This window comes from Sphingosinicella xenopeptidilytica, from assembly GCF_042676985.1.
In the GTDB taxonomy this organism is placed as follows: domain Bacteria; phylum Pseudomonadota; class Alphaproteobacteria; order Sphingomonadales; family Sphingomonadaceae; genus Sphingosinicella; species Sphingosinicella xenopeptidilytica.
Window position 1 is genome coordinate 372625 of the sequence record NZ_JBHTIK010000002.1, and the last position, 16272, is coordinate 388896.

Genomic DNA, 16272 nt, shown 5'->3' on the forward strand with positions numbered 1-16272 from the left:
GCCCAGCGCCTGCGGCACGCTCCGGCCAGGAAACGGCGACGGATGCTTGGCGCGCGCGGTGAAAGCGGTGTAAGGCCCCGGGCAAATCTCATCTTTGCAGATAGCAGGCCTGGTCGTGAGCACTGTTTTTGAAACTTATACGGCGGCGGTCCACGCCGCGCTCGATGCGCTGGAAGCGGCGGGGACGATCCCGGCCGGGCTCGACCGCAAGGCGGTGGCACTGGAGCCCCCGCGTGATCCGTCGCACGGCGACCTCGCCACCAACGCCGCGATGGTGCTCGCGAAGCCCGCGGGCAAGCCGCCGCGCGCCATCGCCGAGCCGCTGGCCGGAGAGCTTGCCAAGGCGGCGGGTGTCGCGTCCGTGGACGTTGCAGGGCCGGGCTTCATCAACATCCGCCTCGATCCCGCCGTCTGGATCGGCGAGTTGAACGCCATTCTTGCGGCGGGTGGCGAATATGGCCGCACGGGCGTGGGGAAGGGTGTTCACGTCAACGTCGAATATGTGTCGGCGAACCCCACGGGGCCGATGCACATGGGCCACTGCCGGGGCGCCGTCGTCGGCGACGCGCTCGCCGCGCTGCTCGAATTCGCGGGCCACGAGGTGACGCGCGAATATTATGTGAACGACGCGGGCGGGCAGGTGGACGTGCTCGCACGCTCGGCGCACCTGCGCTACCGCGAGGCGCTGGGCGAGGATATCGGCGAGATTCCCGAAGGTCTCTATCCGGGTGACTATCTGAAGCCGGTCGGCGAGGCGCTCGCGGCCGAATTCGGCGATGCTCATGTGGGCAAGCCGGAGAGCGAATGGCTGGCGCTGTTCCGCACGCGCGCCGTCGATGCCATGCTCGCGCTCATCAAGGCAGACCTTGCGCTGCTCGGCATCCACCACGATCTGTTTTCCTCGGAAGCCGAGGTGCAGGCGGCGGGCGAGGCGGACCGCGCCGAGGCCGAACTGCGCGCAAAGGGCTATGTCTACGAAGGTGTGCTCGAACCGCCGAAGGGCGAGCTTCCCGACGACTGGGAACCGGTGGAACTGACGCTGTTCCGCTCCACCGCGTTCGGCGACGACGTCGACCGTCCGCTCAAGAAATCCGACGGCTCGTGGACGTATTTCGGCGCCGACATGGCTTACCACAAGCGCAAGGCCGAGCGTGCCGACCAGCTTATCGACATCTGGGGCGCCGACCATGCGGGTACGGTGAAGCGTATTCAGGCGGCGGTCGCGGCGCTTACCGGCGGCAAGCCGTTCGACGTGAAGCTGGTGCAGATGGTGCGCCTGTTCCGTGCGGGCGAGCCGGTGAAGATGTCGAAGCGCTCGGGCTCGTTCGTCACGCTCGCGGACGTGGTGCGCGAGGTCGGCAAGGATGTGGTGCGCTTCATGATGCTGACGCGCCGGGCTGATGCACCGCTCGACTTCGATTTCGCCAAGGTTGTCGAGCAATCGAAGGACAACCCGGTTTTCTACGTGCAATACGCGCACGCCCGTATCCATTCGCTCGCACGCCGCGCGGCGGAGGCCGGCTTTACCGTCGGCGCGCCGACGGCGGCTGATCTCGCCCGGCTCGACGAGACCGAACTCGATCTCGTGCGGTTTGCCGCGCAGTGGCCGCGTATCGTCGAGGCGGCGGCGAACGCGCACGAGCCGCACCGCATCGCCTTCTACCTCGGCGATCTCGCCGCCGCGTTCCACGCCAACTGGAACCGGGGCAACGATGATCCTTCGAAGCGCTATCTGATCGCGGATGATCCCGGCATCACCAATGCGAGGCTGGCGCTGGCGCGTGGGCTGGGGCAGGTTATCGCAAACGGCCTCCATGTCATGGGTGTAACGCCGGTCGAGGAGATGCACTGAGATGGCGCGCGGTTACCGGGACGACGAGGAAGACGAAGCGCTGCCGTGGCTCGAACCCGCGGAACCCGAGGATGAAGAGGAGAGCGGCGGGTTTCCCTACCGTGGCCTGATCATCGTGGGCGCCGCCGTCGTGGCGCTCGTTGCCGTGCTCTGGTTCGTTGCTGACTGGATCGGCGGCGGACGCACGGCCGACAACGTTGCCGCCGTGGATGAAGTCCCGCTCATTCAGGCGCCGGAGGGGGCTTACAAGGTCCGCCCCGACAATCCCGGAGGGCTCGATGTCGATGCCGACAGCCTGACGCACTCGGTCGCCGAGGGGCAGGATCCGGACAGCGAGATTGCGATCGACGTGATCCCCGAAGAGCCTGTGCCGGTGATTCCGGCGGCGCCCGTGCAGAGTGCGCCGGTGCCTGAGCCCGGCACGGCGGCGCGCGTGACGGTGCCGCCGCCCGCGCAGAAGGTGCTTCCTGCCGAGAAGGTGCAGCCGAAGGTGGCCGAGAAGGCCCTGCCGAAGCCGGTGGAAAAGCCGGTTGCCAAGGCCTCGGTCAAGGAAACGCCGAAGCCGGTGCAAAAGGTGGAGACGCCGAAGCCCGCGACGAAAGAGGCGCCGAAGCCGGAGCCGGCCAAGCCTGCGCCGGTGAAGGTTGCGGCCGCGAAACCCGAGCCTGCAAAGGCGGCGGGTAGCGTCACGGTCCAGCTCGGCGCGTTCAACAGCACGGCGAGCGCGGATCAGGTGTGGTCGAAGCTTTCGGGACGTGTCGGCGCGCTCGGCGGGCTTCGCAAGTCGGTGCAGCCGGTCGAAAGCGGCGGCAAGACGCTTTACCGTCTGCGCGCGGGCGGTATCGCCTCCGAAGCGCAGGCGGGCAGCGTCTGCGCGGCCGTGCAGGCGGCGGGCGAACAGTGCGTGATCGTGCGCTGAGCCGCGCGTGACGCCGCTGCTGCTCGGCCTTTCGGGCCTGACGATCACAACCGACGAACGCGCGCTGTTCAAGGCGGCGGACCCGGCGGGTTACATCCTGTTTGCACGCAACATCGACACGCCGGAGCAGGTGCGCGCGCTGACGGCCGACCTCCGCGCGCTTTCGGGGCGCGATGATCTGCCGATCCTGATCGATCAGGAAGGCGGGCGCGTCGCGCGGCTCGGGCCGCCGCACTGGCCGCTGTTTCCGCCCGCGCGGCGTTTCGGCGAGGTGTTCGGCATAGCGCCTGTCACTGCCATCGAGGCGGCGCGGCTCAATGCCAAGGCCATCGCCGTGACGCTCGCGGACCTCGGCATCAGCGTCGATTGCCTGCCGGTGCTCGACGTGCCTGTGCCGGGCGCGCACGACATCATCGGTGACCGCGCCTATGCGCTCGAACCCGGTACGGTCGCCTCGCTCGGCGACGCGACGCTGCGCGGCCTTCGCGCGGGCGGTGTCGTCGGCGTGGTCAAACACATCCCGGGGCATGGGCGCGCGGCGGCGGACAGCCACCTTGAACTGCCAGTGGTGACGGCGGGCATCGCTGCGCTCGAAGCCGATTTCGCGCCGTTCCGCGCGCTCGCATCCGCGCCGATGGCGATGACCGCGCATGTGCTTTACGAAGCGCTCGACCCTGATGCCTGTGCTTCGCAATCGAAGATCGTCGTCGAACAGACGATTCGCGGCACGATCGGCTTCGACGGGCTGTTGATGGCCGACGACCTCGGCATGAGCGCACTTGGCGGTACGCTCCCGCAGCGGCTTGCGGGTGTGCTCGCGGCGGGCTGCGACCTCGCGCTCCACTGCAGCGGCGACTTCGCGGAGAACGCCCTGCTTTGCGAAACCGCGCCGCCGATGACGGCGGAGGCGCTCGACCGCCTGGCGCGCGCGATGGCGTGGGCGCAGGCCGAGGGCGAAACCGATGTCGCGACGCTTGTCGCGAGGCGGGACGCGCTGTTAGTCTCCGCCGCATGACCGAGATCGTTTCGATCGACTTCAACGGCAACGAAAGCGAGCGCCTGAACCTCGATATCGAGGGCTGGGAAGGGCCGCTCGACGTGCTGCTGCACCTCGCGCGCGCGCAGAAGGTCGATCTGGCGCGAATCTCGATCCTCGAACTTGTCGAGCAGTATCTCGTCTTCATCGCCGACGCGAAGAAGCTGCGGCTGGAGCTTGCTGCCGACTATCTCGTGATGGCGGCATGGCTCGCCTATCTCAAGTCGTGCCTCCTGCTGCCGAAGGAGGAACAGGAAGAACCGAGCGCCGAAGAACTGGCGCTGCGCCTGCAACTCCGCCTGCAACGCCTCGATGCGATGCGCGAGGCGGGCGCGCGGTTGATGGCGCGTGACCAGATCGGGCGCGACGTCCTCATGCGCGGCGCGCCTGAGGGCGTGCGTGTGGTGAAGAACGCCTCGTGGGATTGCGAACTTTACGACCTCCTGAAGGCCTACGGCGCGATCAAGGGCCGGCAGGTGCCGCGCGAGTATGCCGTGCGCCGCCGCCCGGTGTTCTCGCTCGAAGAGGCGCTGGACCGCCTCGAATCGATGCTCGGCACCGCGCTCGACTGGACCGTGCTGTCGAGCTTCCTGCCGGACGGCATCACCGACGACGACTTCCGCCGGTCGAGTGTCGCGAGCAGCTTCGTTGCCGCGCTCGAACTGACGCGGCTCGGCAAGACCGAGCTGTCGCAGGCGGACAGCTTCGCCCCCCTCTTTCTCAGAAAGCGCCAATGAGCGACGCGATTGACGACGATCTCCGGTTCCAGCGCATCATCGAGGCGACGCTGTTCGCTGCCGACAAGCCGCTGACGCGCGAGCAGATCGCCGAATTCCTGCCCGAAGGCACGCCGGTGCAGCCGCTGCTCGATGCGCTTGCCGAAAGCTATGCGCCGCGCGGTATCAACCTCGTGCAGCGGGGCGGCAAGTGGCATTTCCAGACGGCGGCGGACCTCGGCGATATCCTGCGGCGCGACGAGGACCAGACGCGCAAGCTCTCGCGCGCGGCGCTCGAAACGCTGGCGATCATCGCTTACCACGAGCCGGTAACGCGCGCGCAGATCGAGGAAATCCGGGGTGTTTCCATCTCGAAGGGCACGATCGACGTGTTGATGGAAGCGGGCTGGGTGCGCCCGGCGGGCCGCCGCGAGGTGCCGGGGCGGCCGCTGCTCTATGCGACGACGCAGGGCTTCCTTGTCCACTTCGGGCTCTCCACACGCCGCGATCTGCCGGGCCTCGCCGAGCTGAAGGCCGCGGGGCTCCTTGAACCGATCGACGCCGCGATGAACCAGCTCCAGTTCGAAAAGCCGCCCGAAACCCCGGAGGTCGACGAGACGGACGCCGAGGAAGAAATGGACGACGAGGCGCTCTAGGATTCGCATTTTTGCGAATGTGGGACTAGACAGAGGCGGACTCGCTGCCGATATCGCGGACGGCGGAAACGGAGTACGGACCATGGGTGGTTTCAGCATCTGGCATTGGCTGATCGTCGGCATCGTCGTCATCCTGCTGTTCGGCAAGGGCCGAATCTCGGACGTGATGGGAGACCTCGCCAAGGGCATCAAGAGCTTCAAGAAGGGGCTCGCCGAGGACGAAACGCCCGCCCAGCCGCGCCAGATCGGGCAGACTTCGCCCGATCAGACGATCCGCAGCGAAACGCCGCAGGAAACGCCGCGTAGCTGAGTGTCCTCCAGCCGGACGGTTAGATGTTTGACGTCGGCGCGCCCGAACTCCTTTTGATCGCGATCGTCGCGCTCCTCGTCGTGGGGCCGAAGGATTTGCCGCGCCTGCTGCGCACGGTCGGCAACTGGATGGGCAAGGCGCGCGCGACCGCGCGGCACTTCCGCACCGGTGTCGACGCCATGATCCGCGAGGCGGAGATGGAAGAAATGCAGAAGCAGTGGGAAGCGCAGAACGCCGCGATCATGAAGGCGCACCCTGCGACGCCCGAACCGCCGACACCGGCAGCGGACGCCCCCGTCGAAGACGCGCCACCTGCTGAAACGGCGCCCGATACCGGCAAGCCGCAGGCATGAGAGACATCGACGACAGCAAAGCCCCGCTGCTTGATCACCTGATCGAGCTGCGCCAGCGCCTGCTTTACTGCGTCATCGCGCTCATGCTCGCGTTCGGTGTCTGCTTCACGTTCGCGGACGACATTTTCGCCTTCCTCGTGCAGCCGCTGGTGAAGGCGAAGGCCTCGCAGCTCATCTACACGAAGCTCTACGAAGCGTTTTTCGTGGAGATCAAGGTGGCGCTGTTCGCGGCCTTCCTGATCGCGTTTCCGATCATCGCGAACCAGATCTGGCTGTTCATCGCTCCGGGGCTTTACCGGGCGGAGAAGCGGGCGTTTCTGCCCTTCCTGATCGCCACGCCGATCCTTTTCACTATGGGCGCGGCGCTTGCCTACTACGTGGTGATGCCCACGGTCTTCACCTTCCTGCTGGGTTTCCAGACGACGGAGGCGGGCATTCCTCAGCAGGCATTGCCCGCGATGGACGATTATCTGTCGTTCGTGATGGGGCTGATCTTCGCGTTCGGCTTCTGCTTCCTGCTGCCGGTGCTGCTGATGCTGCTGGCGCGTGCGGGAATCGTGAATGTCGCGCAGCTTCGCGCGTTCCGCCGGTATGCGATCGTCGGGGCCTTCGTGGTCGCCGCGGTATTGACGCCGCCAGACGTGATTTCGCAGCTGCTGCTCGCGATCCCGCTGATGGTTCTTTACGAGGCGGGCATCATCGGCATTGTTCTCACCGATCGCCGCGCCGCGCGACTTGCGTCGTCCGAGGAAGTCGGGGACGCCGCGGAATAGCCGCGCCCCCGTCTCCATTCCAACCTTAGTTGGCCGCGTCCTCGACCGTTTCACCGGCCGATTTCACATCCTTGCCGACGCCTTCGACCGTGTTGCAGGCGGTGATGGCCAGCAGGGCCATGATAACTGCGAGTTTCGTACCCGTTTTCGTGCGCATGTTCATTCTCCAGACAAACTGCCCATCAAAAACGGTCGTGGCCTCAATAGGTTTCATCGAACCGTTCCGGGGGCAGCACAGAAAAGAAAAGAGCCCGATGCCGGCGGGGGGAGCAGGCAACCGGGCTCTGGTGGGACAGCGAGAGCGGGGGGCAAAGTTCGCTGTCCGTGCCGCATTAACGGCGAATCGCTGGCATGGTTCCATCGCCTGAAAGAAATTTATCCCGCCCGCGACTTCAGGGGGAATCCCACAGTATAGCAGGGCACATCGGCATCGAAGTTGAGGTGCCCGCGGAGCTGGCGGACCATGCCGTTCACGATGCGTGCGGCGGCACGTGTCTCTGTCGGTGCCAGCGGATCGTCCTCTCCAAACGCATCCGAGCAGATTTGGAGTTCGCCGCCGCTTTCGGTGCGGCGGACATGAATGTCGATCACCATCTTTCCGCGGCCCTGCGTCGCGGCAAGACGGGCGGCGAACGCGATCACCTCGGTGATGAGGAACGCGAGCGGCACGGCGGCATCCTGGCTGATGTGCAGGCGCTCGAGGTGCGTGTTGATGCGGGGCTCGACGAGCTTCGCGGTTGGAATGATCTGCTGGAGGCTGGCACACAGATCGTGGGTCAGCGCCGTGAAATCGACGCCCTGCGTGTCGCTTTCCTCGTAAAGCCAGCGGTGCACGATCGACAGCGCACCAACGCGCATCTGGATGCTGGCATAGGCGCGTGCGACCTCGGCACCGTCCGCCTCGCGCGCCTGAATGCTGATCAGGCTGGCGATGATCTGCAGGTTGTTTTTCACGCGGTGGTGGACTTCGCGCGTCAGGCGGCGCTGCTCGGTAAGCGCGGCGTCCACCTCCTGCCGCGCTTCCGCCATGTCCTGCGCCATCGCGTCGAAGGTTTCGGCGAAGGCCTGCATCTCGTCGGTCTGTCCGGCGCGCCCCGAAAGGCGCACAAGATTATCTCCCGCACCATATGCGCGTACGCCGCTTGCCATGTTTTGCAGCGGGCGCACGACGAAGCGCCGCACGACCATCCAGCCGATGAGCAGCGCGGCGATCCACATCAGCGAAGGGGCAGCGATCGCCAGCACGTCTGCAACCGCAAGACGGGTCGCGGGAACGACCGTGGTGAGCGCGAACGGCGCGATCGAAAGCGGTCCCGCCGCGACCACCTGATCGCGCCCGCCGGACTCCGCGAGGCGCCGCACGGTGAGGAGTCCGCCTGGCGCCGCGGTGTCATCCGGCGGATTGCCGAGGATGGGCTTGTCGCCCAGCCATACGGTGGCCGCGCCTTCCATCGCCGCGATCTCGCGCAGGCGCGCTTTCAGGCGCGAAACCGATGCCGTTGCAACGACAAGCCCGGGCTTTCCCGTTTCCGGTTCTTCGCGCACCGCGAAGAACACGTGGTCGCCCCCCGGCCAGATCAGGTATTCGCGCTCGCTTTCCGCCGCCAGGCGGGTGAGCTCGGCAGCGGATGGTTTGATGCCGCCGCGGCTTTCGCAGATCGGTCGGCCAAGACCGTCGGCCCAGACGATCGCATCGAAGGTTTCCGCATCGTCGAGCGCGTTTGCCGCCTCTGCGTTGCACGTTCGACCCTCGTGAAGGCCGCTCTCGTTGCGAAGCAGTGCACGCAGGACGAGGAAATCGACGCTGAGCAGATCGTCGACGACGCGGGCAGTGGCGCGGAACTGGTTTTCGGCGCGCACCAGCTCGGCTTCACGCGCGCTGCGGATGCCGTCGGCGGCCAGCACGGCGGCGAGAATGCCGATCGGCAGCAGAGCCAGTGTGAGCGCGACGGCAAGCTGAAACGACAGCGAGCGCCGTGCGCCTGAACTCTGGCCTGAACTTTGGCCTGAATCTTGGCGCGAACCCTGGATTTCTGGTTTTTCAGCCATCGTCCTCAACGAACTTAGATATGGGGCGAAACAAAAGAAAGCCTCGACCGTTCCAATGCTTGTCGCCACTTTCGTGTGGGGCGGCCACCATTCGGGGGTGGTCCGGGTTTCGAGGAGGCAGACGAACACATGACATTGGCAGCGAAGCTCGCGCCGCATCTCCCGTTGCTCCGCCGTTATGCGCGGGCGCTGACGGGAACGCAGCGCGATGGGGACACCTATGTGCGCGCGGCGCTGGAAGCGATCGTGAGCGCGCCGGAGGATTTCCCGCGCGATGTGGATGAAAGGCTGGCGCTCTATCGCGTTTTCCACGCCATCTGGGCCTCTTCGAACATCGATGTTGATTCCGAAGAGCCGGCCGCGTCCGATTTCGAGCGCGCCGCCCACGAACGTCTCGCCGCAATCACGCCGCTGTCGCGGCAGGCACTGTTGCTGACCGCGATGGAGGGCTTTTCGCACGAAGATGTCGGCTATCTCATCGATCTGGACCCGGACAGTGTCTCGGGTCTCGTGAAGGAAGCGATGGACGAGATCAGCCGGCAGACGCGTACGCGTGTGCTTATCATCGAGGACGAGCCGATCATCGGCATGGACCTCGACAGCATCGTGCGCGATCTCGGCCACGACGTGACCGGCATCGCGGTAACGCGCGACGAGGCGGTGGCGCTCGCGATCGATACCGAGCCCGGGCTTGTGCTCGCGGACATCCAGCTCGCCGACGACAGCTCGGGGATCGACGCGGTGAAAGACATTCTCGGCCGCTTCTCCGTGCCGGTGATCTTCATCACGGCCTTTCCGGAACGCCTGCTCACCGGCGAGCGTCCGGAGCCGACCTTCCTCATCACAAAGCCGTTCCAGCGTTCGACCGTATCGGCGGCGATCGCGCAGGCGCTTTTCTTCAACAGCACCGCGGCGATGCGATGACGGTCCGCCTTCGCCGCCTTGTGCATGGGCGGGCAGGGGCATAGCCTTCACAACCAGGAGCCAACGGCCATGGAACAGGACCACGAAACACTGAGGACGAACCAGGCGAGGGCAGGGGAAACCCCTCATATCGTCCGCTACATCCTGCTGTTTTCGGTCACGATGGTCGTTGTGATCTTCGCGGCGCTGCTATTTTTCTGGTCGCGCTGAAGCCGGAGCCCGAGGGGGAGAGACATGATCGAACAAAAGATCGGCCGTCAGGACGGCACCAGTCCCATGAGTGCGGATGTGATCGGGGGTTTCCTGCGCTCGGCGTATGCCGATGCAGCGACGCAGCCGCTGCCGCAGATGTTTCTCGATCTTCTCGCGCGGCTCGAGGCGAGCCCCGCAGAGACGAAGACGGGGCAGCTTTCCGACAAGGCGTTCAAGGACGAGCTTTCGGCGATCATCCCGCAGCTGCGCGCCTTCGGGCGCTCGCTTTCGGGCAATCGCGACATGGCGGACGACCTCGTGCAGGAAACGCTGCTGAAGGCGTGGGCAGCGCGGGATCGCTTTCAGGCGGGGACGAACATCCGTGCGTGGACCTTCATCATCCTGCGGAACCTGTTCCTCAGCCAGATGCGCCGTGCGCGCTTCAAGGGCGAATGGGACGAGCTTGTTGCCGATCGTTTGCTTTCCGCGCCCGCCGGGCAGGACAAGCAGATCGAACTCGCCGATCTGCAGCGCGCGCTCCTCGAACTGCCCTCCGCACAGCGCGAGGCGCTCATCCTCGTCGGTGCTGGCGGGTTTGCCTATGAAGAGGCGGCGACGATCTGCGATTGCGCGGTCGGCACCATCAAGAGCCGCGTCGCGCGTGGACGCGCCGCACTGGAGCTGGTGATCGCCGAGGGGAAGCTGCCGTCGCGGCGTGGTTCGAAAGTCTCCGGCACGACGGCGCTTGACGAGATCATGGGACAGGTGGATCAGCTGGCGCGCGAATAACGAAAGGGTTCTCCTTGGCGGAGACGACGCCAGCGCTGCCGGCCGAACTTCAACGTATCCTTGCCGAAGCCGGCTTTGCCGGTACGCCCGAGGATGTAGACGCCTGCGCTCGCGCATGGGCGCACTCTCCGTACCTGCGATCGCTGATGCGCCGCGAGGACGAGGTTCTTCTGCGCTATCTCGCGGAGGGCCCCGAGCCGCTGATGGAAACCGCACTCGCGCTGCTCGCCGGTCCCGCCGATGGCGCGGCTCTGCGCGAGGCGAAGCGCATCGCCGCGATCGCCATCGCGCTCGCCGACATCTCGGGCCGCTGGCCGCTCGAAAAGGTGACGGCGGCGCTGTCGGACCTCGCCGACCGCGCCATAGACTGCGCGATCCGCATCGCTGTCGACGAACGCATTCCCGGTGCCGGGCCGGACGGCTTCACCGCCATCGCGCTCGGCAAGCTCGGCAGCCGCGAGCTCAACTATTCGAGCGATGTCGACCTGATCCTGCTCTACGACCGTGATCGGCTTGCCGTGCGCGAGGGCGACGACCCGGACAACACCGCCGTCCGCATCGCCCGCCGCATGGTCGAGCTGATGCAGACACGCGATTCGGGCGGCTACGTGTTCCGCGTCGACCTCCGGCTGCGCCCGGCCTCCGAGGTGACACCGATCGCCATGCCGATCCGGGGGGCTGAGACCTACTACCAGTCCGAAGCGCTGGCGTGGGAGCGCGCGGCATTCATCCGCGCGCGCGCCGTGGGCGGCGATGTGAAGATGGGTAAGGATTTCCTTGCCGCCATCGAGCCCTTCGTCTGGCGCCGCTCGCTCGATTACACGGCGGTGCGCGATATTCAGGACATGTCGCTGATGATCCGCGACCACTACGACGAGCGGCAGGAGGTCGGCCCCGGCTATTGCCTGAAGCGCGGACGCGGCGGCATCCGGGAGGTCGAGTTCTTCGCGCAGATCCACCAGCTGATCTTCGGTGGACGCGACTGGACGCTGCGCCAGCCCGCGACGCTCGATGCGCTCGCGGCACTGGTCGCGGCGGAGCGCATCAAGCCCGATGAGGCCGAAACGCTCGCCGCCGCCTACCGCGTGCTGCGTACAGCGGAGCACCGGCTCCAGATGCTCGAGGACGCGCAGACGCACCAGATCCCGACACGCGCGCCCGAACGCAAGGATCTGGCAGCGCTCGCGGGCTACCGCGACTGGGCGGCGATGGAGCGCGAGATCAAGCGCCATGCGACAGCCGTCGGCCGCATCTACGACGCGCTGATCGCCGAGGCGGAGGTGGACCGGCTGCCGCGCCAGCCCGCCCAGCTCAAGGCGGCATTGAAGAAAGCCGGCATCGGCCCGCACGCCGACCTCGCCGACCTCATCGCCCGCTGGCGCGACCGCAGCTATCGCGCGCTTCGCAGCGACGCGGCGCAACGCGAGCTCGAAAGCGCGCTCCCCGGCCTCGTCAAAGCCTTCGCGGAAGCGGGAACGGGCCGCGAGGCACTGCTGCGCTTCGACGATTTCCTCGGCGCGCTGCCCTCCTCGATCCAGTTCTTCGCGCTCATCGAGGCGAACCCCCGTGTCGCGTTGCTGCTCGCGCGCGTGCTCGAATTGGCGCCGGTGCTCGCGGGCAAGCTCGCGCGGCGGCCGGAGATCGTCGACATCATGCTGTCGAACGAGGCGTTCGCGCCGCTGCCGTGCGCCGAAGACCTCACCGACATGTTGCGCGCGCGTCTGCGCCGCCACGATGCGCTCGAACTGAAGCTCGATGAGGTGCGCCGCTTCGTGGCGGAGCGGCGCTTCCAGCTGGGCGTGCAGATCATCGAGGGCGGCGCGGACCCGATCCGCGTCGGGCGCGATCACGCCAAGCTTGCCGACGCCGCGATCGCCGTCCTCGCCGAGGCCGTGCAGGCCGAGTTCGCCGAAACGCACGGTCGCGTCCCCGGCGGGCGACTGCTGGTGCTGGGCTTCGGCCGCTACGGCGGCGCGATCCTCACCGAGAAGTCCGATCTCGACCTCGTGTTCCTGTTCAGCGGCCATCACGAGGCGATGTCGGATGGCGCGAAGGCACTGCCCGCGACGACATGGTTCAACCGGCTCGGCCAGCGCCTCACGGGCGCGCTCACCGTCAGCACCGCGGCGGGACCACTGTTCGAGGTGGACACGCGCCTGCGCCCTTCCGGCCAGCAGGGGCTGCTCGCGGTCAATATCGATACGTTCGCGCGCTATCAGCTTGAGGAAGCCTGGAGCTGGGAGCACATGGCGCTCACCCGCGCGCGCGTCGTCTACGGCGCGGAGGAAGACCGAGCAGTCGTCTCGGCCGGTATCGCCGCCGCGTTGGTGAAGCCCCGCGATCCCGAGCGCCTCAAGGCCGAGGTGCTGGAGATGCGCGGCGACATGGTGAAGGCTCACCGCGACGGCGGCCTGTGGGATGTGAAGCACGCCCCGGGCGGGCTTATCGATCTCGAATTCATGGTGCATTTCCTGCAGCTTTCGCGCCGCGAGGGCTTCGATCCCGATCTCGGCGCGGCGACGGCGCATTTCGTGAAGGCGGGCGCGCTGCCCGAAGACGTGCTCGGCGCTCACGACCTGATGACGCGGCTCCTCGTCGTGCTTCGGCTGATCGAGGGCGACGAACCGCCGAAGCAGCCCGCGGCGGCAAAGGCGATGATGGCGGCCGCCACGAGCATGGCTGATTTCGACGCATTGAAAGCCGCGCTGGAGGACGCCAAAAGGGCCGTTCTTTCCGCCTGGGAGGCGGTGTTCGCGGTCAAACGAAAGGCACGATGATGACGAAGCCCGGTTCGAAAGCCCCCGCCTTCACGCTCGATAGCGAGGATGGCCCGCTGTCCCTGAAGGATTTCGCGGGCAAGAAGCTCGTGCTCTATTTCTATCCCAAGGACGATACGACCGGCTGCACGCGCGAGGCGATCGACTTCACCGGGCTCCTGCCTGCGTTCGCGAAAGCCGATACCGCCGTGCTCGGCGTTTCCAAGGACACGGTCGCGAAACACGGGAAGTTCCGCGCGAAGCACGATCTCGGCGTGAAGCTCGGCTCCGATCCCGATGCGAAGGCCATCGAGGCTTACGGCGTCTGGGTCGAAAAGACGCTCTACGGCCGCAAATACATGGGCATCGAGCGCGCGACCTTCCTCATCGGCCGCGACGGCAAGATCGCCGAGGTGTGGCACAATGTGAAGGTGCCCGGCCACGCCGAAGCCGTGCTGAAGGCGGCCCAGGCGCTTGGCTGAGGCGATCGGCGCGGCTGCGGCCGAGGTTCTGTTGACGGCCGATCCGGCGGAAAAGGCCCGGCTTTCGCGGCATCATGCAGCGCGTTGGCGTGCGGGCGACCTTGCTGCCGTTTACGACGTGCCGATGCCGGATCGCCCCGCGCGTCCCCCGCGCCCCGAACTGCTGCTGCCCTCGCGGATGCCGAAGCGGGGCCGGGCGGGCTCGGAGCGCAGCCGCATCGCCCTGCTCCACGCACTCGCGCACATCGAGTTCAACGCCATCGATCTCGCGTGGGACGCTGCGGGCCGCTTCGGCGGAGCGATGCCGCGCGCCTTCACCGACGATTGGGTGGCGGTGGCGGACGATGAGGCGCGGCACTTCGGATTGCTCGCCGATCGGCTCTCCGACCTTGGTGCCGCCTACGGTGATCTCCCCGCACACGACGGCCTGTGGGAGGCGGCGATGGCGACCGCCGACGACCTGCTCGCTCGGCTCGCCGTGGTCCCGCAGGTGCTCGAGGCGCGGGGTCTCGATGTGACGCCCGCGACCGAATCCCGCCTGCGCGCGGCGGGCGACGACCTTAGTGCGGACATTCTGAACGTGATCTACCACGATGAAATCGTTCACGTTTCGGTAGGGAATCGCTGGTTCCGGCACCTTTGCGACGAACTGCGAATCGAACCGGTCCAAACGTTCCAGCACCTCGTCGGTTCCCGATTCAAAGGTGCGCTCAAACGCCCTTTCAACGACTCGGCGCGAATCGAGGCCGGTCTGACCCCGGCGTTTTATGATTCACTTGCAAGCGCTTAGACCGCTTGTCACCTAACGACCCGGGCTCGGGGCATGGGGTCCACAAACACGAGTTAGACGAATCTATTGCGCGAACATCGCGTTTGCGCAGTGCGGGGGTCTTATTTGGTGCTGGATATAAACACGGTCGCATCCGGGCTCCGGGACAAGGTCGCAAAGCGGCTGCCCGAGCGCGAATTCCTTCATTACAAGCGCGATGTCGGTATGCAGGTGTACCGCCTGACGACGCGCGCGCAGGTCATCGGCCTCACCGGCCTTGCCGCGCTGCTCACCTACACGGCAGTGGCGACGAGCGCGATGATCGGCAGCAGCACCATCGAAGCGTCGGCGGAGAATGAAGTCACCGCCATGCGCGCCGAACTCGCCGCGCTGCGCCAGGGTGTCGCCAAGACGACGGCGCGCGTCGAGCAGCGCCAGCAGTTCCTCGCCCAGCTCGTTTCCGGCAAAGCGGACCCGTCGCAACTCGGGGCGCTGATGCCCGCGCTTGCGGCGCCTGCCGCTGCGGGTGCGTCCGCGGTCCTGAAGCCGCTCGCCGAGCTTGACCGCGCACAGCTTGCGCTTGCTGATCACGCCCGCACGGCTGCCGAGGCCCGCTTCGAGAAATCGAGCGCGCTCATTCGCCGTCTCGGCCTTCAGCCTGCGCGTTTTCTAAAACAGTCGACGTTCGGCATGGGCGGCCCCGAAGAGAAGGCGGATTCGCCGCTCGCGGGCGCCGAGCCGCAGTTCAAGGCGCTGTTCGTCAGCTGGCAGAAGCTCGATCTGCTCGAAAAGGGCATGAGCGCCATTCCGTCGCTGAAGCCGGTGAAGGCCTACACCTACACCTCGGGCTACGGCGTTCGCTATGATCCGTTCACGGGCGACACAGCGATGCACAAGGGCGTCGATCTCGCAGGCCCGGTCGGCGAGCCGATCCACGCGGCGGCGGACGGCGTTGTCATCGATGCGCGCTATCATCCGGGCGGTTACGGCAAATATGTCGAGATCGACCACGGCGCCGGCATCGTCACGCGCTACGGCCACATGTCGCGCATCGACGTGAAGAAGGGCGATCGCATCGCCCGCGGCGAGCAGATTGGCGGCATGGGCTCCACGGGCCGTTCCACGGGCAGCCATCTTCACTACGAGGTGCTGATCGATGGCAGCCAGGTGAACCCGATGCCGTTCCTCGAAGCCGGCGACCGCGTGCTCGCGGCGCAGCAGAGCGCCGGCACCATCGCGGTCGGTGGTCCGGTGGAGCCGACCGGGAACTGATCGTTCCTGTCATCTGCAGTGCGCGTCATTGAACCGCTCACCGCAAACCCCTATCTCTAGGGCATGAGCGCACTTCATCTCACCGAAGCCGCCGCGGCGCGCGTTGCCGCCATCGCCACCCGGCAGGGCGGCGTGCCCGCGATCCTGCGGCTTTCCGTGGAAGGCGGCGGCTGCGCGGGGTTCCAATATCGCTTCGGCCTCGAAACCGCGATCGCGGCGGATGATCTCACCACCGAAACCTCGGGCGTGAAGCTCGTCGTCGATCCGGTCAGCCTCGATCTTCTGGAAGGGTCGGAAGTCGATTTCGTCGAAAGCCTCGGCGGCGCGTCCTTTCAGGTGCGCAACCCAAACGCAGCGTCGGGCTGCGGCTGCGGTACGTCCTTCTCGGTTTGATCCGGGCTTCCCGGTTTGACCCGGCGCGCGC

Annotated in this window: 18 protein-coding genes; 16 read left to right on the forward strand and 2 right to left on the reverse strand. The window is 66.6% G+C overall.

Translation table 11 applies throughout. From position 1 onward, the window contains the following. Positions 1-115 precede the first annotated feature (115 nt). The 8 genes from argS (at position 116) to tatC (ending at position 6615) form a co-directional block, all read left to right on the forward strand. On the forward strand, positions 116-1852 hold the full coding sequence (gene argS, locus ACFQ00_RS04650; protein WP_381486905.1) for an arginine--tRNA ligase: 1737 nt from the start codon (positions 116-118) through the stop codon (positions 1850-1852). 1 nt (position 1853) lies between these two features. Further along, on the forward strand, positions 1854-2771 hold the full coding sequence (locus ACFQ00_RS04655; RefSeq protein ID WP_381486908.1) for an SPOR domain-containing protein: 918 nt from the start codon (positions 1854-1856) through the stop codon (positions 2769-2771). A gap of 7 nt (positions 2772-2778) precedes the next feature. Next, a complete protein-coding gene (gene nagZ, locus ACFQ00_RS04660; RefSeq protein ID WP_381486910.1) occupies positions 2779-3786 on the forward strand; it encodes a beta-N-acetylhexosaminidase in 1008 nt (335 codons plus the stop codon). Further along, complete coding sequence (locus ACFQ00_RS04665; protein ID WP_374594458.1) at positions 3783-4544, forward strand: segregation and condensation protein A; 762 nt, start codon at positions 3783-3785, stop codon at positions 4542-4544. Before nagZ ends, ACFQ00_RS04665 begins: the two co-directional genes overlap by 4 nt. Beyond that, entirely contained in the window at positions 4541-5179 is a 639-nt protein-coding gene (gene scpB / locus ACFQ00_RS04670) for an SMC-Scp complex subunit ScpB (protein ID WP_381486914.1), read from the forward strand. The genes ACFQ00_RS04665 and scpB overlap by 4 nt, the downstream gene beginning before the upstream one ends. Before the next feature lie 82 nt (positions 5180-5261). Next, positions 5262-5489 carry a twin-arginine translocase TatA/TatE family subunit gene (locus ACFQ00_RS04675; RefSeq protein ID WP_381486917.1) on the forward strand — a complete coding sequence of 76 codons (228 nt, stop codon included), beginning with the start codon at positions 5262-5264 and terminating at the stop codon, positions 5487-5489. A gap of 23 nt (positions 5490-5512) precedes the next feature. Further along, on the forward strand, positions 5513-5842 hold the full coding sequence (gene tatB, locus ACFQ00_RS04680) for a Sec-independent protein translocase protein TatB (protein ID WP_381486920.1): 330 nt from the start codon (positions 5513-5515) through the stop codon (positions 5840-5842). Continuing rightward, positions 5839-6615 (forward strand): twin-arginine translocase subunit TatC, encoded by a 777-nt coding sequence (gene tatC / locus ACFQ00_RS04685; RefSeq protein WP_381486923.1) that lies wholly within the window; start codon positions 5839-5841, stop codon positions 6613-6615. Before tatB ends, tatC begins: the two co-directional genes overlap by 4 nt. Before the next feature lie 25 nt (positions 6616-6640). On the opposite strand, the gene ACFQ00_RS04690 is transcribed toward tatC, so the two are convergent. Continuing rightward, positions 6641-6736: an entericidin A/B family lipoprotein gene (locus tag ACFQ00_RS04690; protein WP_381487849.1), complete on the reverse strand. Its 96-nt coding sequence runs from the start codon at positions 6734-6736 to the stop codon at positions 6641-6643. A 254-nt stretch (positions 6737-6990) separates the two neighbouring features. Further along, on the reverse strand, positions 6991-8664 hold the full coding sequence (locus ACFQ00_RS04695; protein ID WP_381486926.1) for a sensor histidine kinase: 1674 nt from the start codon (positions 8662-8664) through the stop codon (positions 6991-6993). 129 nt (positions 8665-8793) lie between these two features. Here ACFQ00_RS04695 and ACFQ00_RS04700 point away from each other — a divergent pair, with 129 nt between their 5' ends. The 8 genes from ACFQ00_RS04700 (at position 8794) to erpA (ending at position 16241) form a co-directional block, all read left to right on the forward strand. Then, complete coding sequence (locus ACFQ00_RS04700) at positions 8794-9588, forward strand: response regulator (protein WP_381486929.1); 795 nt, start codon at positions 8794-8796, stop codon at positions 9586-9588. 69 nt (positions 9589-9657) lie between these two features. After that, positions 9658-9798, forward strand: coding sequence for a hypothetical protein (locus ACFQ00_RS04705; protein WP_374594443.1), 141 nt, complete (start codon positions 9658-9660; stop codon positions 9796-9798). A gap of 24 nt (positions 9799-9822) precedes the next feature. Further along, positions 9823-10569: a NepR family anti-sigma factor gene (locus ACFQ00_RS04710; RefSeq protein WP_381486933.1), complete on the forward strand. Its 747-nt coding sequence runs from the start codon at positions 9823-9825 to the stop codon at positions 10567-10569. Positions 10570-10583: 14 nt separating this feature from the next. Then, positions 10584-13346, forward strand: coding sequence for a bifunctional [glutamine synthetase] adenylyltransferase/[glutamine synthetase]-adenylyl-L-tyrosine phosphorylase (locus tag ACFQ00_RS04715; protein WP_381486936.1), 2763 nt, complete (start codon positions 10584-10586; stop codon positions 13344-13346). Then, on the forward strand, positions 13346-13807 hold the full coding sequence (locus ACFQ00_RS04720) for a peroxiredoxin (RefSeq protein ID WP_381487852.1): 462 nt from the start codon (positions 13346-13348) through the stop codon (positions 13805-13807). Before ACFQ00_RS04715 ends, ACFQ00_RS04720 begins: the two co-directional genes overlap by 1 nt. Continuing rightward, the gene (locus ACFQ00_RS04725; RefSeq protein WP_381486939.1) at positions 13800-14597 is read left to right on the forward strand and encodes a ferritin-like domain-containing protein; all 798 of its coding nucleotides are present in this window, start codon (positions 13800-13802) and stop codon (positions 14595-14597) included. The genes ACFQ00_RS04720 and ACFQ00_RS04725 overlap by 8 nt, the downstream gene beginning before the upstream one ends. Before the next feature lie 108 nt (positions 14598-14705). Further along, a complete protein-coding gene (locus ACFQ00_RS04730; RefSeq protein WP_381486941.1) occupies positions 14706-15848 on the forward strand; it encodes a M23 family metallopeptidase in 1143 nt (380 codons plus the stop codon). 63 nt (positions 15849-15911) lie between these two features. Beyond that, on the forward strand, positions 15912-16241 hold the full coding sequence (gene erpA, locus ACFQ00_RS04735) for an iron-sulfur cluster insertion protein ErpA (protein ID WP_374599315.1): 330 nt from the start codon (positions 15912-15914) through the stop codon (positions 16239-16241). The last annotated feature ends 31 nt before the right edge of the window (positions 16242-16272 follow it).